Annotated in this window: 18 protein-coding genes and 1 pseudogene; 12 read left to right on the top strand and 7 right to left on the bottom strand. The window is 69.9% G+C overall.

Annotation, left to right across the window (positions count from 1 at the left end; all coding sequences use genetic code 11):
- Together FUT87_RS06255 and FUT87_RS06260 are read right to left on the bottom strand one after the other, a co-directional pair.
- Nucleotides 1-226 (bottom strand): annotated as a pseudogene (locus FUT87_RS06255) (hypothetical protein); the annotation flags it as partial.
- Nucleotides 226-1,422 (bottom strand): YjgN family protein, encoded by a 1,197-nt coding sequence (locus tag FUT87_RS06260; protein ID WP_147240444.1) that lies wholly within the window; start codon nt 1,420-1,422, stop codon nt 226-228. The pseudogene FUT87_RS06255 and the gene FUT87_RS06260, both read right to left, overlap by 1 nt.
- 230 nt (nt 1,423-1,652) lie before the next feature.
- Here FUT87_RS06260 and FUT87_RS06265 point away from each other — a divergent pair, with 230 nt between their 5' ends.
- From FUT87_RS06265 to metW, 4 genes are all read left to right on the top strand, one after another.
- Nucleotides 1,653-2,285 carry a glutathione S-transferase family protein gene (locus tag FUT87_RS06265; protein WP_147240445.1) on the top strand — a complete coding sequence of 211 codons (633 nt, stop codon included), beginning with the start codon at nt 1,653-1,655 and terminating at the stop codon, nt 2,283-2,285.
- Nucleotides 2,286-2,510: 225 nt separating this feature from the next.
- Nucleotides 2,511-4,586: a signal peptide peptidase SppA gene (gene sppA, locus FUT87_RS06270; protein WP_147240446.1), complete on the top strand. Its 2,076-nt coding sequence runs from the start codon at nt 2,511-2,513 to the stop codon at nt 4,584-4,586.
- Nucleotides 4,570-5,757, top strand: coding sequence for a homoserine O-acetyltransferase (locus tag FUT87_RS06275; RefSeq protein ID WP_091730687.1), 1,188 nt, complete (start codon nt 4,570-4,572; stop codon nt 5,755-5,757). Before sppA ends, FUT87_RS06275 begins: the two co-directional genes overlap by 17 nt.
- A complete protein-coding gene (gene metW / locus FUT87_RS06280) occupies nt 5,754-6,338 on the top strand; it encodes a methionine biosynthesis protein MetW (RefSeq protein ID WP_091730690.1) in 585 nt (194 codons plus the stop codon). Before FUT87_RS06275 ends, metW begins: the two co-directional genes overlap by 4 nt.
- A gap of 29 nt (nt 6,339-6,367) precedes the next feature.
- Here metW and FUT87_RS06285 read toward each other — a convergent pair whose 3' ends face one another.
- On the bottom strand, nt 6,368-7,354 hold the full coding sequence (locus tag FUT87_RS06285; RefSeq protein WP_147240447.1) for a succinylglutamate desuccinylase/aspartoacylase family protein: 987 nt from the start codon (nt 7,352-7,354) through the stop codon (nt 6,368-6,370).
- A gap of 67 nt (nt 7,355-7,421) precedes the next feature.
- Between FUT87_RS06285 and FUT87_RS06290 the strand changes: the two genes are divergently transcribed.
- The 3 genes from FUT87_RS06290 (at nt 7,422) to FUT87_RS06300 (ending at nt 11,027) form a co-directional block, all read left to right on the top strand.
- Entirely contained in the window at nt 7,422-8,270 is an 849-nt protein-coding gene (locus FUT87_RS06290; protein ID WP_147240448.1) for an alpha/beta hydrolase, read from the top strand.
- Nucleotides 8,271-8,362: 92 nt separating this feature from the next.
- On the top strand, nt 8,363-9,838 hold the full coding sequence (locus FUT87_RS06295) for a M20 family metallopeptidase (RefSeq protein ID WP_147240449.1): 1,476 nt from the start codon (nt 8,363-8,365) through the stop codon (nt 9,836-9,838).
- 142 nt (nt 9,839-9,980) lie between these two features.
- Nucleotides 9,981-11,027 carry a LysR family transcriptional regulator gene (locus tag FUT87_RS06300; protein ID WP_091730706.1) on the top strand — a complete coding sequence of 349 codons (1,047 nt, stop codon included), beginning with the start codon at nt 9,981-9,983 and terminating at the stop codon, nt 11,025-11,027.
- Here the strand turns inward: FUT87_RS06300 and FUT87_RS06305 are convergent, their stop codons facing one another.
- Nucleotides 11,028-12,167 carry an aminoglycoside phosphotransferase family protein gene (locus tag FUT87_RS06305; protein WP_147240450.1) on the bottom strand — a complete coding sequence of 380 codons (1,140 nt, stop codon included), beginning with the start codon at nt 12,165-12,167 and terminating at the stop codon, nt 11,028-11,030.
- A 203-nt stretch (nt 12,168-12,370) separates the two neighbouring features.
- On the opposite strand from FUT87_RS06305, the gene FUT87_RS28470 reads away from it, so the two are divergent.
- The 4 genes from FUT87_RS28470 (at nt 12,371) to rsmA (ending at nt 16,980) form a co-directional block, all read left to right on the top strand.
- On the top strand, nt 12,371-13,300 hold the full coding sequence (locus FUT87_RS28470; RefSeq protein WP_186830383.1) for an LPS-assembly protein LptD: 930 nt from the start codon (nt 12,371-12,373) through the stop codon (nt 13,298-13,300).
- On the top strand, nt 13,222-14,658 hold the full coding sequence (locus tag FUT87_RS28475; protein WP_186830384.1) for an LPS-assembly protein LptD: 1,437 nt from the start codon (nt 13,222-13,224) through the stop codon (nt 14,656-14,658). The genes FUT87_RS28470 and FUT87_RS28475 overlap by 79 nt, the downstream gene beginning before the upstream one ends.
- A 153-nt stretch (nt 14,659-14,811) precedes the next feature.
- Nucleotides 14,812-16,188 (top strand): peptidylprolyl isomerase, encoded by a 1,377-nt coding sequence (locus tag FUT87_RS06315; protein WP_255511697.1) that lies wholly within the window; start codon nt 14,812-14,814, stop codon nt 16,186-16,188.
- A gap of 18 nt (nt 16,189-16,206) precedes the next feature.
- Nucleotides 16,207-16,980 carry a 16S rRNA (adenine(1518)-N(6)/adenine(1519)-N(6))-dimethyltransferase RsmA gene (gene rsmA / locus FUT87_RS06320; RefSeq protein ID WP_147240453.1) on the top strand — a complete coding sequence of 258 codons (774 nt, stop codon included), beginning with the start codon at nt 16,207-16,209 and terminating at the stop codon, nt 16,978-16,980.
- 94 nt (nt 16,981-17,074) lie between these two features.
- Here the strand turns inward: rsmA and FUT87_RS30405 are convergent, their stop codons facing one another.
- From FUT87_RS30405 to FUT87_RS06330, 3 genes are all read right to left on the bottom strand, one after another.
- Nucleotides 17,075-17,197, bottom strand: coding sequence for a hypothetical protein (locus FUT87_RS30405; protein ID WP_255488907.1), 123 nt, complete (start codon nt 17,195-17,197; stop codon nt 17,075-17,077).
- A gap of 41 nt (nt 17,198-17,238) precedes the next feature.
- Nucleotides 17,239-17,670: a barstar family protein gene (locus FUT87_RS06325; RefSeq protein ID WP_091730726.1), complete on the bottom strand. Its 432-nt coding sequence runs from the start codon at nt 17,668-17,670 to the stop codon at nt 17,239-17,241.
- 347 nt (nt 17,671-18,017) lie between these two features.
- Nucleotides 18,018-20,315 (bottom strand): NADP-dependent malic enzyme, encoded by a 2,298-nt coding sequence (locus tag FUT87_RS06330; protein WP_147240454.1) that lies wholly within the window; start codon nt 20,313-20,315, stop codon nt 18,018-18,020.
- 317 nt (nt 20,316-20,632) lie between these two features.
- Between FUT87_RS06330 and FUT87_RS06335 the strand changes: the two genes are divergently transcribed.
- The coding region (locus FUT87_RS06335) for a PAS domain S-box protein (protein ID WP_147240455.1) at nt 20,633-22,022 on the top strand (1,390 nt) is incomplete at its 3' end.

Below are 22,022 nucleotides of genomic sequence, written 5' to 3' on the forward strand. Positions count from 1 at the left end.
TCAGCACGCCGCCGTCGGGCAGCTGGGCCTGGCGCTGGCCATGGCGCGTCCGCTCCGGCCACTGCACCTGCCGGATCGGATAGCGCCGCTCGACACCGTCCAGGTCCTGGTCGTGGATGACGAGCTGCTCATGCTCCAGCCACAGGCGCACCGGTCGCGCGCGGGCGCTGCGGCCGTCGAAGTAGTCCGCCAGCAGCGTCGGCGCGTCCGAGGCCTGGCCCGTCATCACAGGCCCATGTCGATGCCGAAGAAGTCGCCGGCGAGTTCGCCCGCAGCGTCTTGCGGGGCGCTGCCCTGGCCGGCCACCCAGGTCTCGGGGTCGCCGTCCATCGTCACGCTGACGGCCTCCAGCCGCAGTCGCGTGGTGTGCACGACGGCGAAGGGCCGGTACAGGCCCAGCGTGATCAGCGTCAGCACCCAGTTCTTCAGCGTCAGCCAGGTCAGCGCGCCGACCTTCAGCTGGCTGGTGAAGGACAGGTCCTCGGTGGTGGTGCCGTTCCAGACCAGGTTCTGGAAGCGGGCGGTGAAGAACGGTCCGAGCAGCGCGAAGTACAGCAGGTAACCGACCATCGCGCCCACGACCGCCGCGGCGCTCGCGAATTTCGGCGAGTGCAGGACGAACATGCCGATCGCGAAGCCGGCGCCCGCCAGCACCAGCATGAGGATGGTGATGAGCAGCGTGACGCCCAGGGTCTTCAGGCTCAGCCAGTAGACCGGGCCGGCGCCCAGTCGCAGCTCACCGTGCTGGGCGGCGATCCGGTAGCCGTTGTGCTGGTAGCGCTTGGCGGCGGCGATCACCCAGGGCGTCAGCAGCAGGATGGCGCCGGCGACCAGCAGGACCACCTTCTCGACCATGCCGAAGCGCGGCTTGCCGTCCACCGGCAGCCCCGCCGGGCCGCCGACCACCTGCACCAGCAGGATCACCGCGGAGCAGATCCAGATCGGCAGCGCCGGGCCGTAGGCGCCCTTGAGCGTGCCGGCGAAGCCGAAGCGCAGGCCGCGCCAGCCGGTGTTGCCGAGCCGGAACTGCATGCCCGCGCGCCACAGCGCCGGCCAGATCGCGGCCATCACGGCGAAGGCGATCAGGCCGGCCATCGGCGAGAAGTGGCCCGCCGCCGAGTAGGTCCCCATCAGCACCAGCAGCAGCAGGTGGCCGCGGAACATCTTCCAGGGGTCGCCGTGGAAGGACAGCGCGTGGCCGTCGATCAGCGTGTTGGCGTAGAAGTAGCGGATGCGCCGCGCCTTGGCGAAGGGCCAGTACAGGCTGGCGGTGACGATCGTCAGCAGCAGGTTGACGATCCAGATCCGGAAATACTCGCTGCCCGATCCGGTGAACCGGATCTCAAGCTTGCGCTTGCGGAACTCCGACAGCGGCCATCCGGTCAGGCCGCCGGTCGTCGCGGCTTCTTCGTTCTGTTGCATGGTTTCCCTCTTCTCGATGACCCCGGATTGGGGGGCCCTCCGTTGTTGTCTGCGCTGCGGTGGTTCGCAGCGCGATCGTCGGCCGTGCCGGCCGCGGCCCGCTCAGCGGCGGGCGGGCGAGAGTGTGCGTCACCGGCGCAGGGGACGGCAATACACCCAAATGAGGGCAACCGACCTGTCGCTTGCGGGAGTCAGCGCGGGGAAGCGACTGGCTAGAATCCCGCGACACCATGAAGCTCATCGGATCCCTCACCAGCCCCTACGTCCGCAAGGTCCGCGTCGTCATGGCGGAAAAGAAGCTCGACTACCAGTTCGAGCTGGAAGACGTCTGGGGCAGCGACAACATCCTCAAGGTGAACCCGCTCGGCAAGGTGCCGTGCCTGGTCATGGAGGGGCAGGATTCGATCACCGGCGCCGTGTTCGACTCGCGCGTCATCGTCGAGTACGTCGACACCCTGTCGCCGGTCGGCCGCCTGATCCCCGACCGCGGCCGCGAGCGCTGCGAGGTGCGGACCTGGGAAGCGCTGGCCGATGGCCTGATCGACGCCTGCGTCGCCGCGCGCCTGGAGCACACCTGGTCCGGCCGCGCCCCGGGTGAGCGCAGCGAGGCCTGGGTGACGCGCCAGATGAACAAGGTCCATGCCTCGCTGCAGGCGATGGCGCATGGCCTGGGCGAGAAGAACTGGTGTTCCGGCAACCACTTCACGTTGGCCGACGTCTCGCTGGGCTGCGCGCTCGGCTACCTGGATTTCCGCTTCCCGCAGATCGACTGGCGCGCGGCCTATCCCAACCTGGCCCGCCACTTCGACAAGCTGATGACGCGCCAGAGCTTCCAGGACACGGTGCCGCCGGCCAACGCCTGAGCCCCGCGGGCCGGCCGGTCCGCCACCTATCCCGCGGCCCATCCCGCGACCCCACGAACGCCCGGTCCAGCCGGGCGTCGTCGCTTCCAGGCTCTCCCCCCTACGGGCGAGGGCGGCGCTGACTTCCCGCCGATGCGCCTGACTGGGCCCACAATCGCCCGATCCGGCCCGGGTCCGATCCCGACCCCGCCGGCGCATTCCTTTGACAGATCCCGGGAGGATTGGATGGGTGTGAAGCGAGCGTTGGCGCCGATCGGGCGCTTGTTCGGCCGGCTGTGGTGGTTCCTGGACGGCACGCGGCGCGTGGTGTTCACGCTGCTGTTCTGGCTGATCGTGATCGGCCTGGTCTGGGCCGCCACGCGCGGCGGCAAGCCGCTGCAGGAGAAGACGACCCTGGTGCTGGACATCCGCGGCGATGTCGTCGAGCAGTTCTCGGGCTCGCCACGCGACCAGGCGATTGCCCAGATCAAGGGCGAGGACCGCGCCCAGACGCGGCTGCGCGACATCCTGCGCGCGATCGACGCCGCGGCCAAGGACGACAAGATCGTCCAGGTGCTGCTGGAGCTCGACCAGATGGGCTCGGCCACGCCGGCCGCGCTGCATGAGATCGAAGCGGCGCTGACCCGCTTCAAGGCCAGCAAGAAGCCGGTCGTGGCCTTCGGCCAGGCCTTCGACCAGCGCGCCTACTACCTGGCCGCGCAGGCCACCGAGGTCTACGTCCATCCGATGGGCGGCGTGATGATCGAGGGCTACGGGCGCTACCGCAACTACTACAAGGACGCGCTGGACCGCCTGGGCATCGCGCCCAACGTGATGCGGGTGGGCACCTACAAGAATGCGGTCGAGCCCTACTTCGCGAACGGGCCGTCCAAGGCGACGCTGGAAGCCGAGGGCTATCTGTACGACGAGCTCTGGACCCGCTACCAGGCCAGCGTCGAGGCCGCGCGCAAGCTGCCCAAGGGCGCGATCCAGCGCGCGATCGACGAGCTGCCGCAGCGCCTGCAGGCGGTCGGCGGCGATCCCGGCAAGTTCGTGCTGGCCGAGAAGCTGGTCGACGGCCTGAAGACGCAGGACCAGGTCGAGGCGCTGCTGGAGAAGCGCGGCGCCAAGGACGAGAAGCACCTGCGCCGCATCGGCCTGGGCGCCTATGTCGCCCAGCTGTCGCCGACGCTGCCCAAGCCGGAAGGCCAGGTCGGCGTGATCGTGGCGGAGGGCGAGATCGTGGACGGCAACGCCGGCCCGGGCCGCATCGGCGGCGACTCGATGTCCAAGCTGATCCGCCAGGCGCGGGAGGACGACAAGGTCAAGGCCATCGTGCTGCGCGTGAACTCGCCGGGCGGCAGCGCCTTCGCTTCCGAACTGGTGCGCCGCGAGCTGGAGCTGACGCGCGCCGTCGGCAAGCCGGTCGTGGTGTCGATGGGCGGCGTGGCCGCGTCGGGCGGCTACTGGATCTCCATGTCCTCGGACGAGGTCATCGCCGACCCGTCCACGATCACCGGCTCGATCGGCGTCTTCGGCATGCTGCCGACCGCCGAGAAGCTGATGGACAAGCTGTCCATCCACACCGGCGGCTATACCACCACCTGGCTGGCCAGCGGCTATGACCCGCGGCGTCCGCTGGATCCACGCCTGGCGCAGGTGGTGCAGTCGTCGATCGAGCACATCTATGCCGACTTCACCGGCAAGGCCGCCCAGGCCCGCAACAAGACGCAGCCCCAGATCGACGCCGTCGGCCAGGGCCGCGTGTGGACGGGCGCGCAGGCGCTGGAGCGCGGCCTGGTGGACCGCAACGGCCTGCTGCAGGACGCGATCGCCAGCGCGGCCAAACGCGCCAAGCTCGGCGACGACCCGACGGTGCGCTACGTCGAGCCCGAGCGCAGCACGCTCGACCGCCTGCTGACCAGCGTTGGCGACGCGGCCGCGCCCTCGCTGCGCGGCATGGTGATGCACGCGCTGGGCGGCGTTCCGGCGATGCCGGCCGCGCTGCGTGAGGCCCAGGTCGACATGACCTGGCTGGCCGAGCAGGCCCAGGCGGGGCGGCCGGGTCGAAGCCGCCGGTGCGCGCGATCGTGCACTGCCTCTGCACGGCGCCCTGAGCGCGGCGCGGTGCGCCTCCGGGGCGGCGGGCTCCGGAGGCGTGGCTATACTCCCGCCCCATGGCGCCGATTTGTCCGGCTTGCGGGCGCCCAAGAAATGCAGCTAAAGAGGGACACCCGATCCACGGATCGAGACCCGGTGTTCCGCTTCAAGCGCGGCGCCGGGTTTTGCTTTTTTGGGGTGTTTCATGGGATCTGTCGGTGACGTCACACCGCAGCGCTTGTTGTTCGACGAGCCGTTGACCCTGCGCAGCGGCGCCCGCATCGCGGGCTACGAGTTGATGGTCGAGACCTACGGCCGCCTGAACGAGGACAAGTCCAACGCGGTGCTGGTCTGCCACGCGCTGAACGCCAGCCACCACGTGGCCGGCACGCATGCCGGCATCGAGAAGAGCGAGGGCTGGTGGGACAACCTGGTCGGACCGGGCAAGCCGCTGGATACCGACCGCTTCTTCGTCATCGGCATCAACAACCTGGGCTCGTGTTTCGGCTCCACGGGACCGATGCACCTGAATCCGGCCACCGGCCGCGTCTACGGCAAGGACTTCCCCGTCGTCACCGTGCAGGACTGGGTGGATGCGCAGGCCCGGGTGCTGGACCGCTTCGGCATCCAGCAGCTGGCGGCGGTGCTGGGCGGCTCGCTGGGCGGCATGCAGGCGCTGGACTGGTCGCTGCGTTACCCGCAGCGCATGCGGCACTGCATCGCGGTGGCGACGGCGCCCAACCTGTCGGCGCAGAACATCGCCTTCAACGAGGTCGCGCGGCGCGCGATCATCACCGACCCCGAATTCCACGACGGCTTCTTCTACGAACACGGCGTCGTGCCGCGTCGCGGCCTGCGGGTGGCGCGGATGATTGGCCACATCACCTACCTCAGCGACGACGTGATGGAAGAGAAGTTCGGCCGCCAGATGCGCGCCGCGGAGCTGGGCTACTCGACCTCGGACATCGAGTTCCAGATCGAGAGCTACCTGCGCTACCAGGGCGACAAGTTCAGCGAGTACTTCGACGCCAACACCTACCTGCTGATCACGCGGGCGCTGGACTACTTCGACCCGGCGCGCGAGCACGGCGGCGACCTGAGCCGTACCTTCGCCAGCGCGCTGTGCAAGTACCTGGTGGTGAGCTTCACGACGGACTGGCGTTTCTCGCCGGCGCGCTCGCGCGAGATCGTCAAGGCCCTGCTCGACAACAAGCGCGACGTCTCCTATGCCGAGATCGACGCGCCGCACGGCCACGACGCCTTCCTGCTCGAGGATCCGCGCTATCACGGCGTGCTGCGCGCCTATTTCGACCGCATCGCCGGAGAGCATGAACGGCCGGTGCCCGGTGGCACGGCGGCGGTCTCGCATCGCCTGCAGGGGGTGGCGGTATGAGCGACCGGGCCGTGATGGACATGATTGCCGAGCTGGTGCCGGCGGGGTCGCGGGTGCTGGACCTGGGCTGCGGCACCGGCGAGCTGCTGGCGCACCTGCAGGCCACCAAGGGCTGCACCGGCTACGGCGTGGAGTTGGACGACGCGAACGTGCTGGCCTGCGCGCAGCGCGGCGTGAACGTGATCCAGCTCAACCTGGAGGAAGGGCTGGCGATCTTCGAGGACCAGAGCTTCGACGTCGTGCTGCAGCTGGAGACGCTGCAGAACCTGCGCAACACCGAGGCGATGCTGCGCGAGACCGCCCGCGTGGGCCGCATCGGCATCGTCAGCTTCCCCAACTTCGCGCACTGGCCCAACCGGCTGCAGGTGCTGTCGGGCCGCATGCCGGTGACCCGCGTGCTGCCCTACCAGTGGTACGACACGCCCAACATCCGCGTCGGCACCTACGCCGACTTCCATGTGCTGGCGCGCAAGTGCGGCCTGCGGGTGCTGGACAGCTTCGGCGTCCAGGACGGCCGCCAGGTCCGCGTGCTGCCCAACCTGATGGCCAGCATGGCGGTGTTCAAGTTCGACCGGGATTGAGGACGGGCCCTCGCGTGCGACGGCGGTGATCAGTCCTCGTAGCGCCCCAGCCGCACCATCGTCTGCCCGGCCACGCCGGCCCGCCGCGACGGCATGATCAGCACGCAGTCGTCGTGCGGCGTGACCCAGCGTCGCGCGCCGTCCTCGGCCAGCGGCGTGCCGGCCGCGGGAATGAGCTTCAGGTGATGCGTGGGCAGCAGGAAGCGGAAGTCGGGCGATGCCGCGGTCACGCCCTCGCCGACGCGCACCAGCCGCTGCCGCGCCGGCGTGGGCAGGCGCGGCGATGCCGCCATCCACGCGTCGTCGATCATCCCCAGATGCCGCAGGAAGCGCAGCGTCACGTCGGTCGCCATCGTGGCGCTTGCCGGTTCCCAGTGCGCGCCGCACTCGACCAGCACCGCCTGTCGCGGACTCCGCGGATCCGCGAAGCCGCCGCGGTCGATCATGCGCAGCCCGGCCGCATGGCCGGTGTCGACCAGCAGCGTCTCCGGCTGCCCCAGCGCCCGGGCCAGCGGCACGCTCTTGTCGGTCATGCCGCAGATCGTCAGCGCCGGCGCGCCCGGCTCCTGCATCGAGTGCAGGTCCAGCAGCACGTCCGCCGCGTCCACGAAGGGCGCCAGCTCGCGCGCCCGGCGCAGCTCGACCGAGTCGCGCGGCCCGCGCAGCACCGCCTCGTCCCAGACGCGGTTCATGTCCTCGTCGACGCAGCGTGACGCGAACGGCGTCAGCGCATTGAAGCGCCCGTAGGCCTCGACATTCGCGAAGGCCAGCACCAGCCGGCCGCGCAGCGGCTTCAGGGACCGACCCAGCAGTCCGTCCAGCGCGATCGCGCCGCAGAGCTCGTTGCCGTGCACCAGCGCCACCACCATCGCCACCGGGCCCGGCCGGCCCGAGTCCAGCACGTGGACGAACGCCACGTCCGTGCCGGTACCGCGGCGCCAGCGCTCGAGGGGCGGCGGCTGCAGGCGCACTTCCGGGTTGAAGGCGGGGAAGGACTCGAGCAGGGCAGGGGTCATCGTCGTCGGAACGGGGGGGCGTCCCCGGCGGGAAGACTGGGCGCGGGCGATCCTACACTCCGGCCCCATGAAGACTCTGACCGGCCATGATGGCCTCCCGCTGCACTGGCGGGAATGGGGCGCCGACCTGTCGCTGCCCACCCGCGGCACCGTGCTGATCGTGCACGGCCTGGGCGAGCACATCGGGCGCTACGAGGCCGTCGCCGGGCGCCTGAACGACTGGGGCTGGCATGCCGCCGGCTACGACCAACGCGGCCACGGCGCCTCCGGCGGACCGCGCGGCGACATCCCCGCCCACGACAGCCTGCTGCGCGACCTGGCCGCCGCGATCGACGGCCTGCGCGCCGACGAGCGCAAGGGACGCGGCCCGCTGATCCTGCTGGGCCATTCGATGGGCGGGGCCGTCGCGGCCCGCTTCGTCGCCGGCGCGCTCGAGCAGGCGCCCTGGTCGCGCCCGGTCGACGGGCTGATCCTCAGCTCCCCGGCGCTCGACCCCGGCCTGTCGGCGTTCCAGCGCGGCCTGCTGGGCGCCACCCTGCCGCTGGTGCCGCACCTGGCCGTGGGCAACGGCCTGAATCCATCGTGGGTCTCGCGCAGCCCGGAGGTCGTCCAGGCCTACAAGGACGATCCGCTGGTCCACGACCGCATCACCCCGACGCTGGCCCGGATGATCGCCAGCTTCGGTCCCGACACCCTGCCGCTGGTGCCGCGCTGGACCACGCCGACGCTGCTGATGTGGGCCGGCGCCGACCGCTGTGTGGCCCCGGCCGGCAGCGCCGCCTTCGCCGCGGCCGCCGCCGCGGGCGGCGCGGTGCAGGCCGTTCCCTTCCCGGGCCTGGCGCACGAGATCTTCAACGAACCTGAGCGCGAACAGGTCTTCGCCCGGCTGCGCGCCTGGCTGGGCGCACGCTCCTAGAATCGCCCGATTCACCCCTTCCGCCCGGACCGGCCGCGACCGCGACCCCGGACCCAGCCACGGCGGCCCGACCGGCCGCGCAGGAGACCCGCATGAACGCACGTGACCCGTCGTTGCCGCTGCAAGCCGATGAAATCAGCGCCCTGGGCGCCTTCGCCGAGAAGGTGTGGGACCAGGAGATCGTCCCCGCGCTGACCGACTACATCGCCATCCCGGCCAAGAGCCCGATGTTCGATGCCGACTGGCAGGCCAACGGCTACATCGACCGCGTCGTCCGCGACGCCGCCCAGTGGGTGGAAAGCAAGAAGATCGCCGGCCTGAAGCTGGAGGTCATCCGCCAGGAAGGCCGCACGCCGGTCATCTTCTTCGAGCTGCCGGCGACCAAGGCCGACAGCGCCGACACCGTCGTCCTGTACGGCCACCTGGACAAGCAGCCCGAGTTCAACGGCTGGCGCGCCGACCTGGGCCCGTGGACGCCCAAGTACGAGGACGGCAAGCTCTATGGCCGCGGCGGCGCCGACGACGGCTACGCGATCTACGCGTCGATCACCGCGCTGCTGGCGCTGGACCAGCAGGGCGTGCCGCGCCCGCGCTGCGTCGGCCTGATCGAGGCCTGCGAGGAATCGGGCTCCTATGACCTGCCGGCCTACATCGACCTGCTCAAGCCGCGACTGGGCAATGTCTCGCTGGTGGTCTGCCTGGACTCCGGTGCCGGCGACTACGACCGCCTGTGGATGACCACCTCGCTGCGCGGCATGGTCTCCGGCGTGCTGAAGGTCGAGGTGCTGACCGAGGGCATCCACTCCGGCGACGCGTCCGGCGTGGTGCCCTCGTCCTTCCGCATCCTGCGCCAGGTGCTGGACCGGCTGGAGGATTCCAGGACCGGCCGCCTGCTGCCCGAGTCCTTCCACTGCGAGATCCCCGGCGTGCGCCACGAGCAGGCGCAGGCCACCGCCGCGATCCTGAAGGAAGAGGTCTACAAGCGCCTGCCCTGGGCCTGCGGCGCGGACGGCGGCCCGGTGCTGCCGGTGACGCAGGATCCGGTCGAGGTGCTGCTGAACCGCACCTGGCGCCCGACGCTGTCGGTCACCGGCGTGGACGGCTTCCCCGAGCTCAAGAGCGCCGGCAACGTGCTGCGCCCGTACACCGCGTTCAAGCTGTCGCTGCGCCTGCCGCCGCTGATCGACGGCAACGAGGCCGCGCTCAAGCTCAAGGCGCTGCTCGAGGACAACGCGCCCTACAACGCCAAGGTCAGCTTCGTGCCGGACGGCCGCGCCGGCGCCTATGGCGCCACCGGCTGGAACACGCCGGAGCTGTCGCCGTGGCTGAGCCAGGCGCTGGACGAGGCCAGCCAGGCCCACTTCGGCCAGCCGGTCGGCTACATCGGCCAGGGCGGCACCATCCCGCTGATGAGCATGCTGCAGAAGGGATTCCCGGCCGCGCAGATGATGGTCTGCGGCGTGCTGGGCCCCAAGAGCAACGCCCACGGCCCCAACGAGTTCCTGCACGTGCCCTACGGCAAGCGCCTGACCGCCGCGGTGGCGCAGGTGATCGCCGCGCACCCCTGACGACGAACGGGGCGCCGAGGCGCTTCCCCCCGGCGCGGCGGCCCGGCCGTCGCGCACCCTGAGGCCGGTCCCCGGCGCATCGCGAAGTCATAGAGAGGCGACCGACGCGGGAACCCCGCGGCAGTCGCCCGGAGGAGACGGGATGGATCAGGTCAAGGCGATGCGGGTCTTCACCCGCGTGATCGACGAGGGCAGCCTCGCCGGCGCGGCGCGGGCCATGGACCTGGCGCCGGCCGTGGTCACGCGGCTGGTGGCCGACCTCGAGGAGCACCTCGGCGCGCGGCTGCTCAACCGCACGACGCGGCGGCTGTCGCTGACCGATGTCGGCGAGGGTTACCTGGAGCGCTGCCGGCGCATCCTCAGCGACATCGAGGAGGCCGAAGCGCTGGCCTCCGCCGCCACCAACGAGCCGCGCGGCAGCCTGCGCGTGCTGATGCCGCCGGCGATCGCGATCCACCAGCTGGCGCGCCACATGGCCCGCTTTCATGCGATGTACCCGCTGGTCAGCGTCGAGCTGGTCGCTCCCGGGCCGGTGGACACGCTGGACGAGAGCTTCGACATCACCGTCATCTCGACGCGCAGCCCGCTGCAGGGCGACTTCATCGCCCGCAAGCTGGCGCGCACGGAAGTGATCATGTGCGCCTCGCCGGAGTACCTCGCGCGGCGCGGCCGGCCGCAGCATCCGTCCGAGCTCAAGCAGCACGACATCATGCTGCCGCCCATCCATGAGCTGTCGCGCGGCGTGACCTTCGAGCGTTGCGGTGCCGACGGCCTCACCGCCGAGAGCTTCTTCGCGATCCCGTCGCGCCCGGTGATGACGACCTCGTCGGTGGACACCAAGTACGCCTGCGCGCTGCACGGGCTGGGCATCGCGGGGCTGCCGTCCTTCGTCGTCGGCGACGCGCTGATGGAGGGCGCGCTCGAGCGCGTGCTGTCGCAGTGGCGCATCTACAGCTACCAGCTGTGGGCGGCGATGCCGACGCGCAAGTTCGTCCCGGCGCGCACCCGCGCGTTCATGGATTTCCTGGTGGAGATCTTCGGCGGCCGCGATGAGGATCCGTGGCTGGCCGCTGCGGGCTGCCCCAGCTACCTGGCGGCGCAGGAGCTGCTCGCGCTCCAGGCCGCCCGCGAGGCCAGGGCCGCCAAGGCGTCGGCAGCCTCGGCCTCGGCGCCTGCCGACGGCGACTGATCAGCGCAGGCTGAAGCCGGTCTGGGTGTACTGCGGCTGCAGGTCCTCGATCAGGCGCAGCAGCGGCGACAGCTCGATGTAGCGGGTCGCCGTCTTGACCACGTAGGCATAGAAGCGGGGCAGGTCCTCGGCGTAATGCGGCTTGCCGTCGCGGTGCTTGAGCCGGCAGAAGATGCCCATGATCTTCAGCTGTCGCTGCAGCACCGTCCATTCCAGGCGCCGCCAGAACAGGCCGAAGTCCAGCGCCATCTCGTGCGGGTCCTCGCCCTCGGGATCCAGGCCGAACAGCCCGGCGCGCCGGGCGCCTTCCCAGTAGCGCACCGCCCAGTCGAGCTCCTCGGCCTCGTCCCAGGAGATGAAGGCGTCTCGCAGCAGCGAGGCGATGTCGTAGGTGACCGGCCCCATGACCGCGTCCTGGAAGTCCAGGATGCCGGGCGATGCGAAGGCGCCGGTGCCTTCGCCGGAGGGGCAGACCATCAGGTTGCGCGGCATGTAGTCGCGGTGCATCGGCACGCGCGGCTGGGCCGCGATGTTGGCGGCGAGCAGGGCGACCGTCCGGTCCCAGTAGCCCTGCTGTTTGTCGTTCCACTGCTTGCCGTGATGGGCCTGGACGCACCAGTCGACGAAGATCTGCAGCTCCCGGCGCACGAAGGCGTCGTCGAAGACCGGCAGCGCGCCCTCGGCGCGGGCCGACGCGCTGGTCTGCCAGCGCAGCAGCGCCTGGGTGGCGTCGCGCATCAGCTGCCGCGGCAGCGCCTCGTCGCCCGCGCGCTGCGCCTCGATCAGCGCCGCGATGTAGGACTGGCGGCCCAGGTCCTCCATCACCGCGAATCCCTGCGCGACATCGTGGGCCAGCACCCGCGGCACATGCAGGCCGCGTTCGGCCATCAGCGCGCCGACGTGCAGGAAGGCGGCCAGCTGATTCGGCGTCGCGGGATCGTCCATGACGACCAGCGTGCCGCCGGTGCTCGTCGCCACGCGCAGGTAGCGGCGGAAGCCGGCGTCGCTGCTGGCGACGGCGAGCGTCTCGAGCCGCAGGCCCAGCGGCTCGACCAGCGGCGCGATCCAGGCGTGGAAACGGGCGGCGCGGTCGGCGTCGGGCCAGGGCACGGGCGCGGCGGTCGGATCGGAAGCGGTCATCGGCAAGGGCGCGGGCGCAGGGCCGGCGAGGCAGGGGCGGGAAGCAGAAGGGCCGCTGCGCGAGCGGCCCCGGAGGACGGTGACAAGGCGCTTCGGCGGTCCTGCCGGCCGGCGAGCCTCGTGGATAATGATTCTACAAACCCCGGGCAGCGCGGCGCGACCGACGCGCGGCCGCCTGACCTCTGCAAGACGCTGCCCGCCTGATGCGCCCTCCGGTTTCCCGACCCCGTCCGATCTCCCTGGCCGCCGCCCTGGCGGTCGCGCTGCCCGCGGTCTCCGTGTCTACGGCGCAGGCGCAGGAGTCCGCCGGCCAGCCCTTGATCCTCAAGTCGGTCAAGCAGCTGCACCAGACCAAGCGCAAGGACGCCCGGCCCGCGATGGCGCTCAGCGCCGACCGCATCACCAGCGAGATGGACCAGACCTCGACCGCCGAGGGCGACGTCCAGCTGCGCTACGGCGGCATGCTGCTGAAGTCGAAGACGCTGCGCTACGACTACCCGCAGGACCTGGCCACCGCCGAGGGCGAGGTGGAGCTCAGCCAGAACGGCGCGGTGCTGCGTGGTCCCAAGCTGGAGCTCTTCGTCGACAAGTTCGAAGGCCAGCTCGAGAGCCCGACCTACTTCTTCGCCGCCACCGGCGGCAGCGGCAGCGCCAAGGCCTTGCACTTCCTCGGCGACCAGCGCATGCGCGCCGACGAGGCGACCTACTCGACCTGCCCGGTGTCGGACAAGGGCGAGCAGGACCTGCAGGACGCCAAGGCCGGCAAGAAGGGCCAGCGCGACTGGGAGCTGGTCACCAGCAGCCTGAACCTGGACTTCGACGCGGGCGAGGGCGTGGCCAAGGACGCGGTGGTGCGCTTCCTGGGCGTGCCCATCCTGGCGGCGCCGTCGCTGAGCTTCCCGCTCGGCGACCAGCCCAAGTCCGGCCTGCTGCCGCCCAACGTCAACATCGACAACCGCAGCGGCGTCGAGTACAGCCAGCCCTTCTACTGGAGCATCGCGCCCAACCGCGACGCGACCATCACGCCCTTCATCATGACGCGGCGCGCCCCGGCGTGGACAGCCAGTTCCGCTACCTGGAGCCCGGTCATCGCGGCCAGATCGACTACGCGCTGCTGCCGCACGACCGCGTGACCGGCCGCTCGCGCTGGGACCTGCGCCTGAACGGCGACGGCGACATCACGCCCAACTGGACTTACAACGTCCACACCGAGCGTGTCTCCGACGACGACTACTGGAAGGACCTGCGCAGCCGCATGCTGTCCCAGACGCCGCGCCTGCTGTCGACGGACCTGCGCACGCAGCGCGACTTCAGCTTCAACTGGGGCGAGATGCAGACCTACGCGCGGGTGCAGAAGTGGCAGCCGCTGCAGGTCGCGCAGGTGGAGGACCAGTTCGCGTCGCCCTACCAGCGCTCGCCGCAGATCGGCGTGCGGCTGCAGACCGGCGCCGATGAATCGGTGCTGGCCGGCTACCTGCCCACCGGCCGTCGCGCGCGCCTGGAAGGCGGGCTGGAGGTCGAGTACAACCGCTTCGACCTGCCCGGCGGCGCGCTGAGTTCGCAGACCCAGACCGGCGAGCGCATGCACCTGTTGGGTCACGTCAGCCTGCCCTTCAGCGGCGCGGCCTGGTGGCTGATCCCCAAGCTGTCGGTCAATTCGGCCAGCTACAACCTGGACCAGCCCATCGACGCCACCGGCCGGCGCTCGATCGGCCGCACCATCCCGACCTTCAGCGTCGACCACGGCTGGATCCTGGAGCGCAACACCTCGCTGTTCGGCCAGGCGATGCGCCAGACGCTCGAGCCGCGCCTGCTGTACGTGAACACGCCGTACCGGGACCAGAGCCTGATCCCCAATTTCGACGCCGCGCCGCGCGACTACAACTTCGATTCGGTCTTCGCGGAGAACCAGTTCTCCGGTGTGGACCGCGTCAACGACGCCAACATGCTGGCCTTCGGCGCCACCACGCGCTGGATCGAGGACGAGAAGGGCGAGGAACAGCTGCGCCTGGGCATGGTCCAGCGCTACCTGTTCCGCAACCAGCGCATCACGCCGGACGGCACGCCGCAGACGCACCGCCTCTCGGACGTGGTGCTGCTGGCCTCGGCCCACCTGAACCAGGCGTGGTGGACCGACAGCACGCTGCAGCTGAATTCGTCCGACGGCAAGGTCGAGCGGACGGTGCTGCGGCTGCGCTATTCGCCGGGACCGTTCCGCACCGTCAGCGCGTCCTACCGGCTGGCGCGCGGCCAGAGCGAGCAGGTCGAGCTGGCCTGGCAGTGGCCGCTGTTCGGACCGGACCGCAAGTCGGTGGCGGGCGGACCGGGCTGCGCCGGCGCCTGGTACGGCGCGGGCCGCCTGCAGTACAGCATGCGGGACAAGCGCTTCACCGATTCCGTCATCGGCGCCGAATACGACTCGGGCTGCTGGATCCTGCGTGTCGGTGCCGAGCGCCAGGCCACCGGCGCGCGGAAACCAATACGCGGCTGATCCTGCAGCTGGAGCTGGTCGGCCTGTCGCCGCTGGGCTCCAATGCCCTGAAGGTGTTGAGAGACAATATTCCGGGTTACCGGTCGCTCAGCTCCGAGCGGTCGGCTTTTGGCACTTATGACTGAACTGCGTTCGATGCGACATCTCAAGCCTGTGGCGGCCACGCTCCTGTCCCTGACCGCCGCCCTGGCCGGCTCGGCATCCTCGGCGCAGACGCGGCCAGCCGCCCCCGCCCCGGCCGCTTCGGCCGCATCGGCGGCCGCCGCGACGCCCAATCGCCCAGTCGTCGAACAGCGCCAGCTCAAGCCCGGTGACTACATCGCTGCGATCGTCAACACCGACATCGTGGCGGCGTCGGAAGTGATCCAGCGCACCGAGCGCATGCGCGAGGAAGCCCGCCAGCGCGGCCAGAACGTGACCAACGAGCTGCTGCACAAGCAGGCCCTGGACAGCCTGATCGACGAGCGCGTGGTCGTCACCTACGCGCGCGAGAACGGTCCCCGGGTCGACGAGCCGGAGCTGGACCGGGTCGTCGCGAACGTGGCCACGCAGAACAAGCTGACGATGCCGGAACTCCGCCAGCGCCTGGCCGCCGAAGGCATCGACTTCAAGCGCTTCCGCGAGAACCTGCGCGACCAGATGCTGAGCGAGCGCGTGCGCGAACGCGAGGTGCAGGGCCGCATCCGCGTTACCGACGGCGACATCGACAAGTACCTGGACGAGCGCCAGGCCGCGTTGCAGGGCCGCGCGCAGCTGAACGTGGCGCAGATCCTGGTGCCGGTGCCCGAAGGCGCCGGCCCGGTCGTGCTGGCCGAGCGCAAGGCGCGCGCCGAATCGGCGCTGGCGCGGGTGAAGGCGGGCGAGGACTTCGCCAAGGTCGCCCGCGAGCTGTCGGAGGACGCCAACAAGAACCGCGGCGGCGAGATCGGCCTGCGGGCGGCGGACAAGCTGCCGGACGTCTTCGTCGATGCGGTCAAGGACCTGCAGCCCGGCGAGGTGCGCCCCGAGCTGCTGCGCTCCGAGGCCGGGTTCCATGTGATGAAGCTGATCGAGCGCCAGACCGGCAAGGCCTCGATCAACGTGGTCGTGCAGACGCGCGCGCGTCACATCCTGCTGCGCCCGTCCGAGCAGCTGACGCCGGAGCAGGCCACGCGCCGGCTGGTCGAGTTCAAGCGCGCGATCGAGTCCGGCCGCGCCACCTTCGAGCAACTGGCCAGAGCCAACTCGGAAGACGGCAGCGCGCAGGAAGGCGGCGACCTGGGCTGGGTGTCGCCGGGCGGTTTCGTGCCCGAGTTCGAGCAGGCCATGGACGCGCTGCCGCTCAAGGGCATCTCGGACCCGGTGCCGTCGCGCTTCGGTATCCACCTGATCCAGGTGATGGAGCGCCGGGACGTGGTGCTCGACAACAAGCAACTGCGCGAACAGGCGCGCAACGCGCTGCGCGAGCGCAAGTACGACGACGCTTACAACGACTGGATGAAGGAAATGCGCGCCCGCGCCTTCATCGAGACGCGCGAGTGGCTGGACTGAGCGGCCGGGACTGAGTTCATGGGACATGTCGCGCGCAAGCGCTTCGGCCAGCACTTCCTGACCGACAAGGCCATCATCGACGGCATCATCGACGCCATCGGCCCGGGCGAGGACCAGGCGATGGTCGAGATTGGTCCCGGGCTGGGCGCCATGACGCTGCCGCTGCTGCAGCGCCTGCCGGCCTCGAGCCAGCCGCTCACCGTCATCGAGCTGGACCGCGACCTAGCCGCGCGCATGCGCAAGCGCGGCGATGTGACCGTCATCGAGTCCGACGTGCTGAAGGTGGACTTCGCGGCGCTGGCCGCGGAACGGGGCCGCAAGCTGAAGGTCGTCGGGAACCTGCCCTACAACATCTCTTCGCCGATCCTCTTCCACCTGCTTGGCGCAGTGGACCATGTGGTGGACCAGACCTTCATGCTGCAAAAGGAGGTCGTCGACCGCATGGCCGCTGGACCCGGCGGCAAGGACTACGGCCGGCTGAGCGTGATGCTGCAATGGCGGTACGACGTCGAGGCGCTGTTCGACGTGCCGCCGGAAGCCTTCGATCCGCCGCCGCGGGTCGATTCGGCGATCGTGCGCATGGTGCCGCTGTCGGCGCCCGCCCGCATCGACGAGGCGCTGCTCAGCGAGCTGGTGGCCTCGGCGTTCTCCCAGCGCCGCAAGTTGCTGCGGCACTCGCTGGGGAAGTGGCTGGAGGCTCGCGGCTTCGGCGGGACCTTCGACCTGCAGCGCCGTGCCGAGGAAGTGCCGGTGGCCGAGTTCGTCGCGCTGGCGCAGGCGGTCCAGGGCTGAGCGGCTGCCAGCGGGCGCATGGGCCGGCGACGCCCAATGAAAAAGGCCTTCCGTCGCCGGAAGGCCTTGTGCGCAGAACCGGCGCTTCAGTCCATCAAGCGGCGCTGAGCCACATCGACGTGTCGAACGCGCTGCACATCATCGGCATGTTCATGCCGAAGTTGGGGTTCGGATTGGTCTTGGTGCTCTTGAGCACCGGCTTCGCTTCGGGGGCCACCTCAGTCGCCCGCTCCCATGACCCTGATTCTTGGGAGCGGGCTACTGAAAAGAATAGAAACACCTGAAGGAGATCTTCCGCTCGGCCCAGAAGTCGGCCGCCTCGCGGAAGACATCGAGCAACTGCTCGCGTGCCTCCCGATCGAATTTCGCGTGATCGGGCAACTGGTCCAACACCACGACGAACCCTGGTTGCGTGCCCGACTTGTGGACCAGATTGGTCATGCAGTCGTACAGCGCTTCCATGTTCTTGCCGAAGTGCGCCGGGAACAGGAAGTTGCTGGCAATCAGTTCCAGCACGTCCTGTTTGGTCTCGGCCGGAGACAGGTTGGCGTACAGGAAATGTTGGCCGGCGTCCTGCGCGGCCTGCATCAAGTCCTCGACCCGGTAGGCTCTGATCGCCTGCACGATGTTGGGACGGACTGTCTGCAAAAGCATTGTCGCGTTCCTCCTAGATGGGGTATCCGAGCTCATGTCTGGGTGGGGCCGTGCACCGGAACAGCGCCCGCGGGGCCTGTGATCGTCGGTGGGGGAGGGCTGAGCCAGCGAGGGTTAACCCTGAACTCTGAAACCAAGATGGTACAGAAACGGCCTCGAATGCTCAAGCCGGGGGCTACCACAATGCCTTAAAAAGCGGCATTGTTAGCATGCGCACACATTCGCCCGAACACCCACAAACGTGAGCAGTCATCCAGTGGAAATTGACTGGTGAGCCACTACAAACTTTTTCTATAGGCCGGACCGGAGGTCGGGATTAAAGGCCCTCCGGCGGCTTGGATGAGCGATACCAGGGCCTGTCCGGCCCCGGAATCGCCGCTGGCTCAGCGAGCCGCGTTCGCGTCCGCGACGGTCAGCGCCGTCATGTTCACGATGCGGCGAACGGTCGCCGACGGCGTCAGCACGTGGACCGGCTTGGCTGCGCCCAGCAGGACCGGCCCGATGGCGATGCCGCCGCCAGCCGCCGTCTTCAGCAGGTTGTAGCTGATGTTGGCCGCGTCGATGTTGGGCATGACCAGCAGGTTGGCCTCGCCGGTCAGGGTGCTGTTGGAGACCAGCTGCTCGCGGTAATGCGGGTCCAGCGCGGCATCGCCGTGCATTTCGCCGTCGGCTTCCAGCCAGGGGGCGTTGTCCTTGATCAGCGCCAGCGCGTCGCGCATCTTGACCGCGGACGGGCAGTTGCTCGAGCCGAAATTGCTGTGCGACAGCAGCGCCGCCTTCGGGCGCAGGCCGAAGCGCATCATCTCCTCGGCCGCCATCACGGTGATCTCGGCGATCTGCTCGGCGGTCGGGTCGTAGTTGACGTGGGTGTCGACCAGCATGACCTGGCGGCCCGGCAGGATCAGGCCGTTCATGCAGGCGAAGTTCTTGACGCCGGGCCGCTTGCCGATGACCTGGTCGATGTACTGCAGGTGCATCGCGGTGTTGCTCCAGGTGCCGCAGAGCATCCCGTCGACCTCGCCCTTGTGCAGCATCATGGCGCCGATCAGCGTCAGGCGGCGGCGCATCTCGATCTTGGCGAGCTGCTGCGTGACGCCCTTGCGCTCGGTCATCGCGAGGTAGGTCTGCCAGTAGTCGCGATAGCGGTGGTCGAACTCGGTGTTCACCACGTCGTAGTCGCGGCCCTCCTGCAGGCGCAGGCCGAAGCGCTCGCAGCGCTGGGCGATCACCTGCGGGCGGCCGATCAGCGTCGGGCGGGCGATGCCTTCGTCGACGACCACCTGCACCGCGCGCAGCACGCGCTCCTCCTCGCCTTCGGCGTAGGCGACGCGCTTGTGCTGCGCCTTCTTCGCGATCTGGAAGATCGGCTTCATCGTCGTGCCGGAGGCGTAGACGAAGCTCTGCAGCTTCTCCAGGTAGGCCGGCATGTCCTGGATCGGACGCAGCGCCACGCCGGAGGCCTCGGCCGCCTTCGCGACGGCCGGGGCGATCTTCATCATCAGGCGCGGGTCGAAGGGCTTGGGGATCAGGTACTCGGGGCCGAAGCTGAGGTTGGCGCCGGCGTAGGCGGCGGCGACGACCTCGCTCTGCTCGGCCTGCGCCAGCTCGGCGATCGCGTGGACGGCGGCGATCTCCATCTCGTCATTGATCGTCGTCGCGCCGCAGTCCAGGGCCCCGCGGAAGATGTAGGGGAAGCACAGGACGTTGTTGACCTGGTTCGGATAGTCGGTGCGGCCGGTGGCCATCAGCGCGTCGTCGCGGATCGCGTGCACGTCCTCGGGCTGGATCTCCGGATTCGGATTGGCCAGCGCGAAGATGATGGGCTTGGCCGCCATCGACGCGACCATGTCCTGCTTGAGCACGCCGCCGGCCGACAGGCCCAGGAACACGTCCGCGCCGGCGATGACCTCGCGCAGGCTGCGCAGCTCGGTCTTCTGCGAGTACACGGCCTTGTCCGGGTCCATCAGTTCGGCGCGGCCTTCGTAGACGACGCCGGCCAGGTCGGTCACCCAGATGTTCTCGCGAGGCAGGCCGAGCTTGACCAGCAGGTTCAGGCAGGCGAGGGCGGCGGCGCCGGCGCCCGAGGTGACCAGCTTCACCGAGCGGATGTCCTTGCCCGCGACCTTCAGCCCGTTGAGCAGGCCGGCGGCCACGACGATGGCGGTGCCGTGCTGGTCGTCGTGGAAGACGGGGATCTTCATCCGCTTGCGCAGTTCGCGCTCGACGTAGAAGCAGTCCGGCGCCTTGATGTCCTCGAGGTTGATGCCGCCGAAGGTCGGCTCCAGCGCGGCGATCACGTCGACCAGCTTGTCGAGGTCGTGCTTCTCGTCGATCTCGAGGTCGAAGACGTCGATGCCGGCGAATTTCTTGAACAGGACGCCCTTGCCTTCCATCACCGGCTTGGAGGCCAGCGGGCCGATGTCGCCCAGGCCGAGCACGGCGGTGCCGTTGGAGATGACGGCCACCAGGTTGCCGCGCGAGGTGTAGCGGAAGGCGTTGGCCGGGTCGGCGACGATTTCCTCGCACGCGGCGGCCACGCCCGGCGAGTAGGCCAGCGCCAGGTCACGCTGGTTGATCAGCTGCTTGGTGGCGGCGATGGCGATCTTCCCGGGGGTCGGGAACTCGTGATATTCGAGAGCGGCCTGGCGCAGCTGAGCGCGTTTTTCTTCGGACGTGGACATGGGGGACTCTTCTGGTTGAAACCGGTCCGCCGTCGTGGGCCGGGTCGGCGATTGTAGGAGTCCGACCCGGCGGCGACAGTGCGGACTATGCGTATGCTGCATGTCGCCCGGGCCGCAGGGGCATACGCGAAACTGCGCATCCGGAGCGCCCGCGCGAGCGCCATACTGCCTGCCCCGCACGCGCGCGAGGCCCTCGTCCGGACCTGGCTTTCAAGGTCCTTTCAAGGTCCTTTCAAGGCACTCCAAAGTCCTTCGCGGCGCGTCCCGACGCCCCCTTCACGCCGCGCCGCGGTCCCTGCCTGCCTTCGCCCACCATCATGCTGTCCGCCCCTTCCACCCCCCTGGCACGTGGCACCCGGCCGCGGCGCTGGCGGCGTGCGCTGCTGTGGGGCACGCTGGTGGGACTGCTGCTGATCGCGCAGTCGCTGCTGCTGACGCTGACGCTGAGCCACGAGGCTGCGCGCGCGCAGGAGGCCTCCGATCTCGCCGCCGCCGAGGTGACCGCGCGCGCCAAGCAGCTGATCGGGCGCGACCTGCAGGGCCTGCAGGGCCTGATGTGGGCCGAGGACGACGACTGGCGCGGCAACGCCGCCGCGCAGCTGCGGCAGACGCGGGTCATGCTGCGCATCGAGCTGCGCGACGAGCAGCGCCAGGTGCGCCGCGCGGTCGACACGCCCTATGCGCCGCCGCTGTTCTCGACGCTGTCGCGCGAGCAGCTCCAGATCGAGACCGAGCTCGCCTGCATCGCCGCGCTGCGCCAGGGCACGCCGCTGTTCTCGCGCTCGTACTTCGTGCCGGGCCCCGGCGGCGACGGCATGGAGGTCGCCGACCTGTGCCTGCCCCGGGTGCGCGCCGGCGAGCCGCGCTCCTACGTCGTGGCGACCATGGGGCTGCGGCCGCTGCTGGAGGAATCGGTCTCGCAGGAGCAGGCGCGCCGTTTCGAGATGTCCTTCGTCGAGGGCGACGGCACGCGGCTCGCGCGCACCGGCCTGACGCGCGGCAGCGGCTTCTACCTGTCCGAGCGCCTGCTCGACCTGCCCGGCCTGAGCCTGCAGCTGCGCGTGGACAACGCGACCGGCCGGCCGCAGCTGATCCCCAACCTGGCGACGGCGCTGGTGATCGGCCTGTCGCTGGCGCTGTTCGCGCTGGTCATCGTGCTGGCGCGCGACACGCGCAAGCGCGCGCAGGCGGAGCACGCGCTGGCCGAGTCGCTCGCGTTCCGGCAGGCGATGGAGAACTCGCTGATCACCGGCCTGCGCGCGCGCGACCTGGACGGCAACATCAGCTACGTCAACCCGGCGTTCTGCGCGATGGTCGGGTACGCCGCGGAAGAACTGGTCGGCACCGGCCGCCCGCCGCAGGCGCCGCCGTACTGGCCGCCCGAGTTCATCGAGGAATACTGGCGCCGCCATCACGACCGCGAGGCGAGATGGGAGGCCGGCCTGCCGCCGCGCGAGGGCTTCGAGACGGTCTTCGCGCGCAGCACCGGCGAGCGCTTCCCGGTGATGATCTACGAGGCGCCGCTGCTCAACGCCGAGGGCCAGCAGACCGGCTGGATGAGCGCCGTGCTGGACCTGAGCGCGCAGCGCAAGGTCGAGGAGCTGTCGCGCCAGCAGTCGGACCGGCTGCAGGCGACGGCGCGCCTGGCCACGGTCGGCGAGATGGCCTCGCTGCTGAGCCACGAACTGAACCAGCCGCTGGCCGCGA

Source organism: Mitsuaria sp. TWR114 (assembly GCF_007997345.1).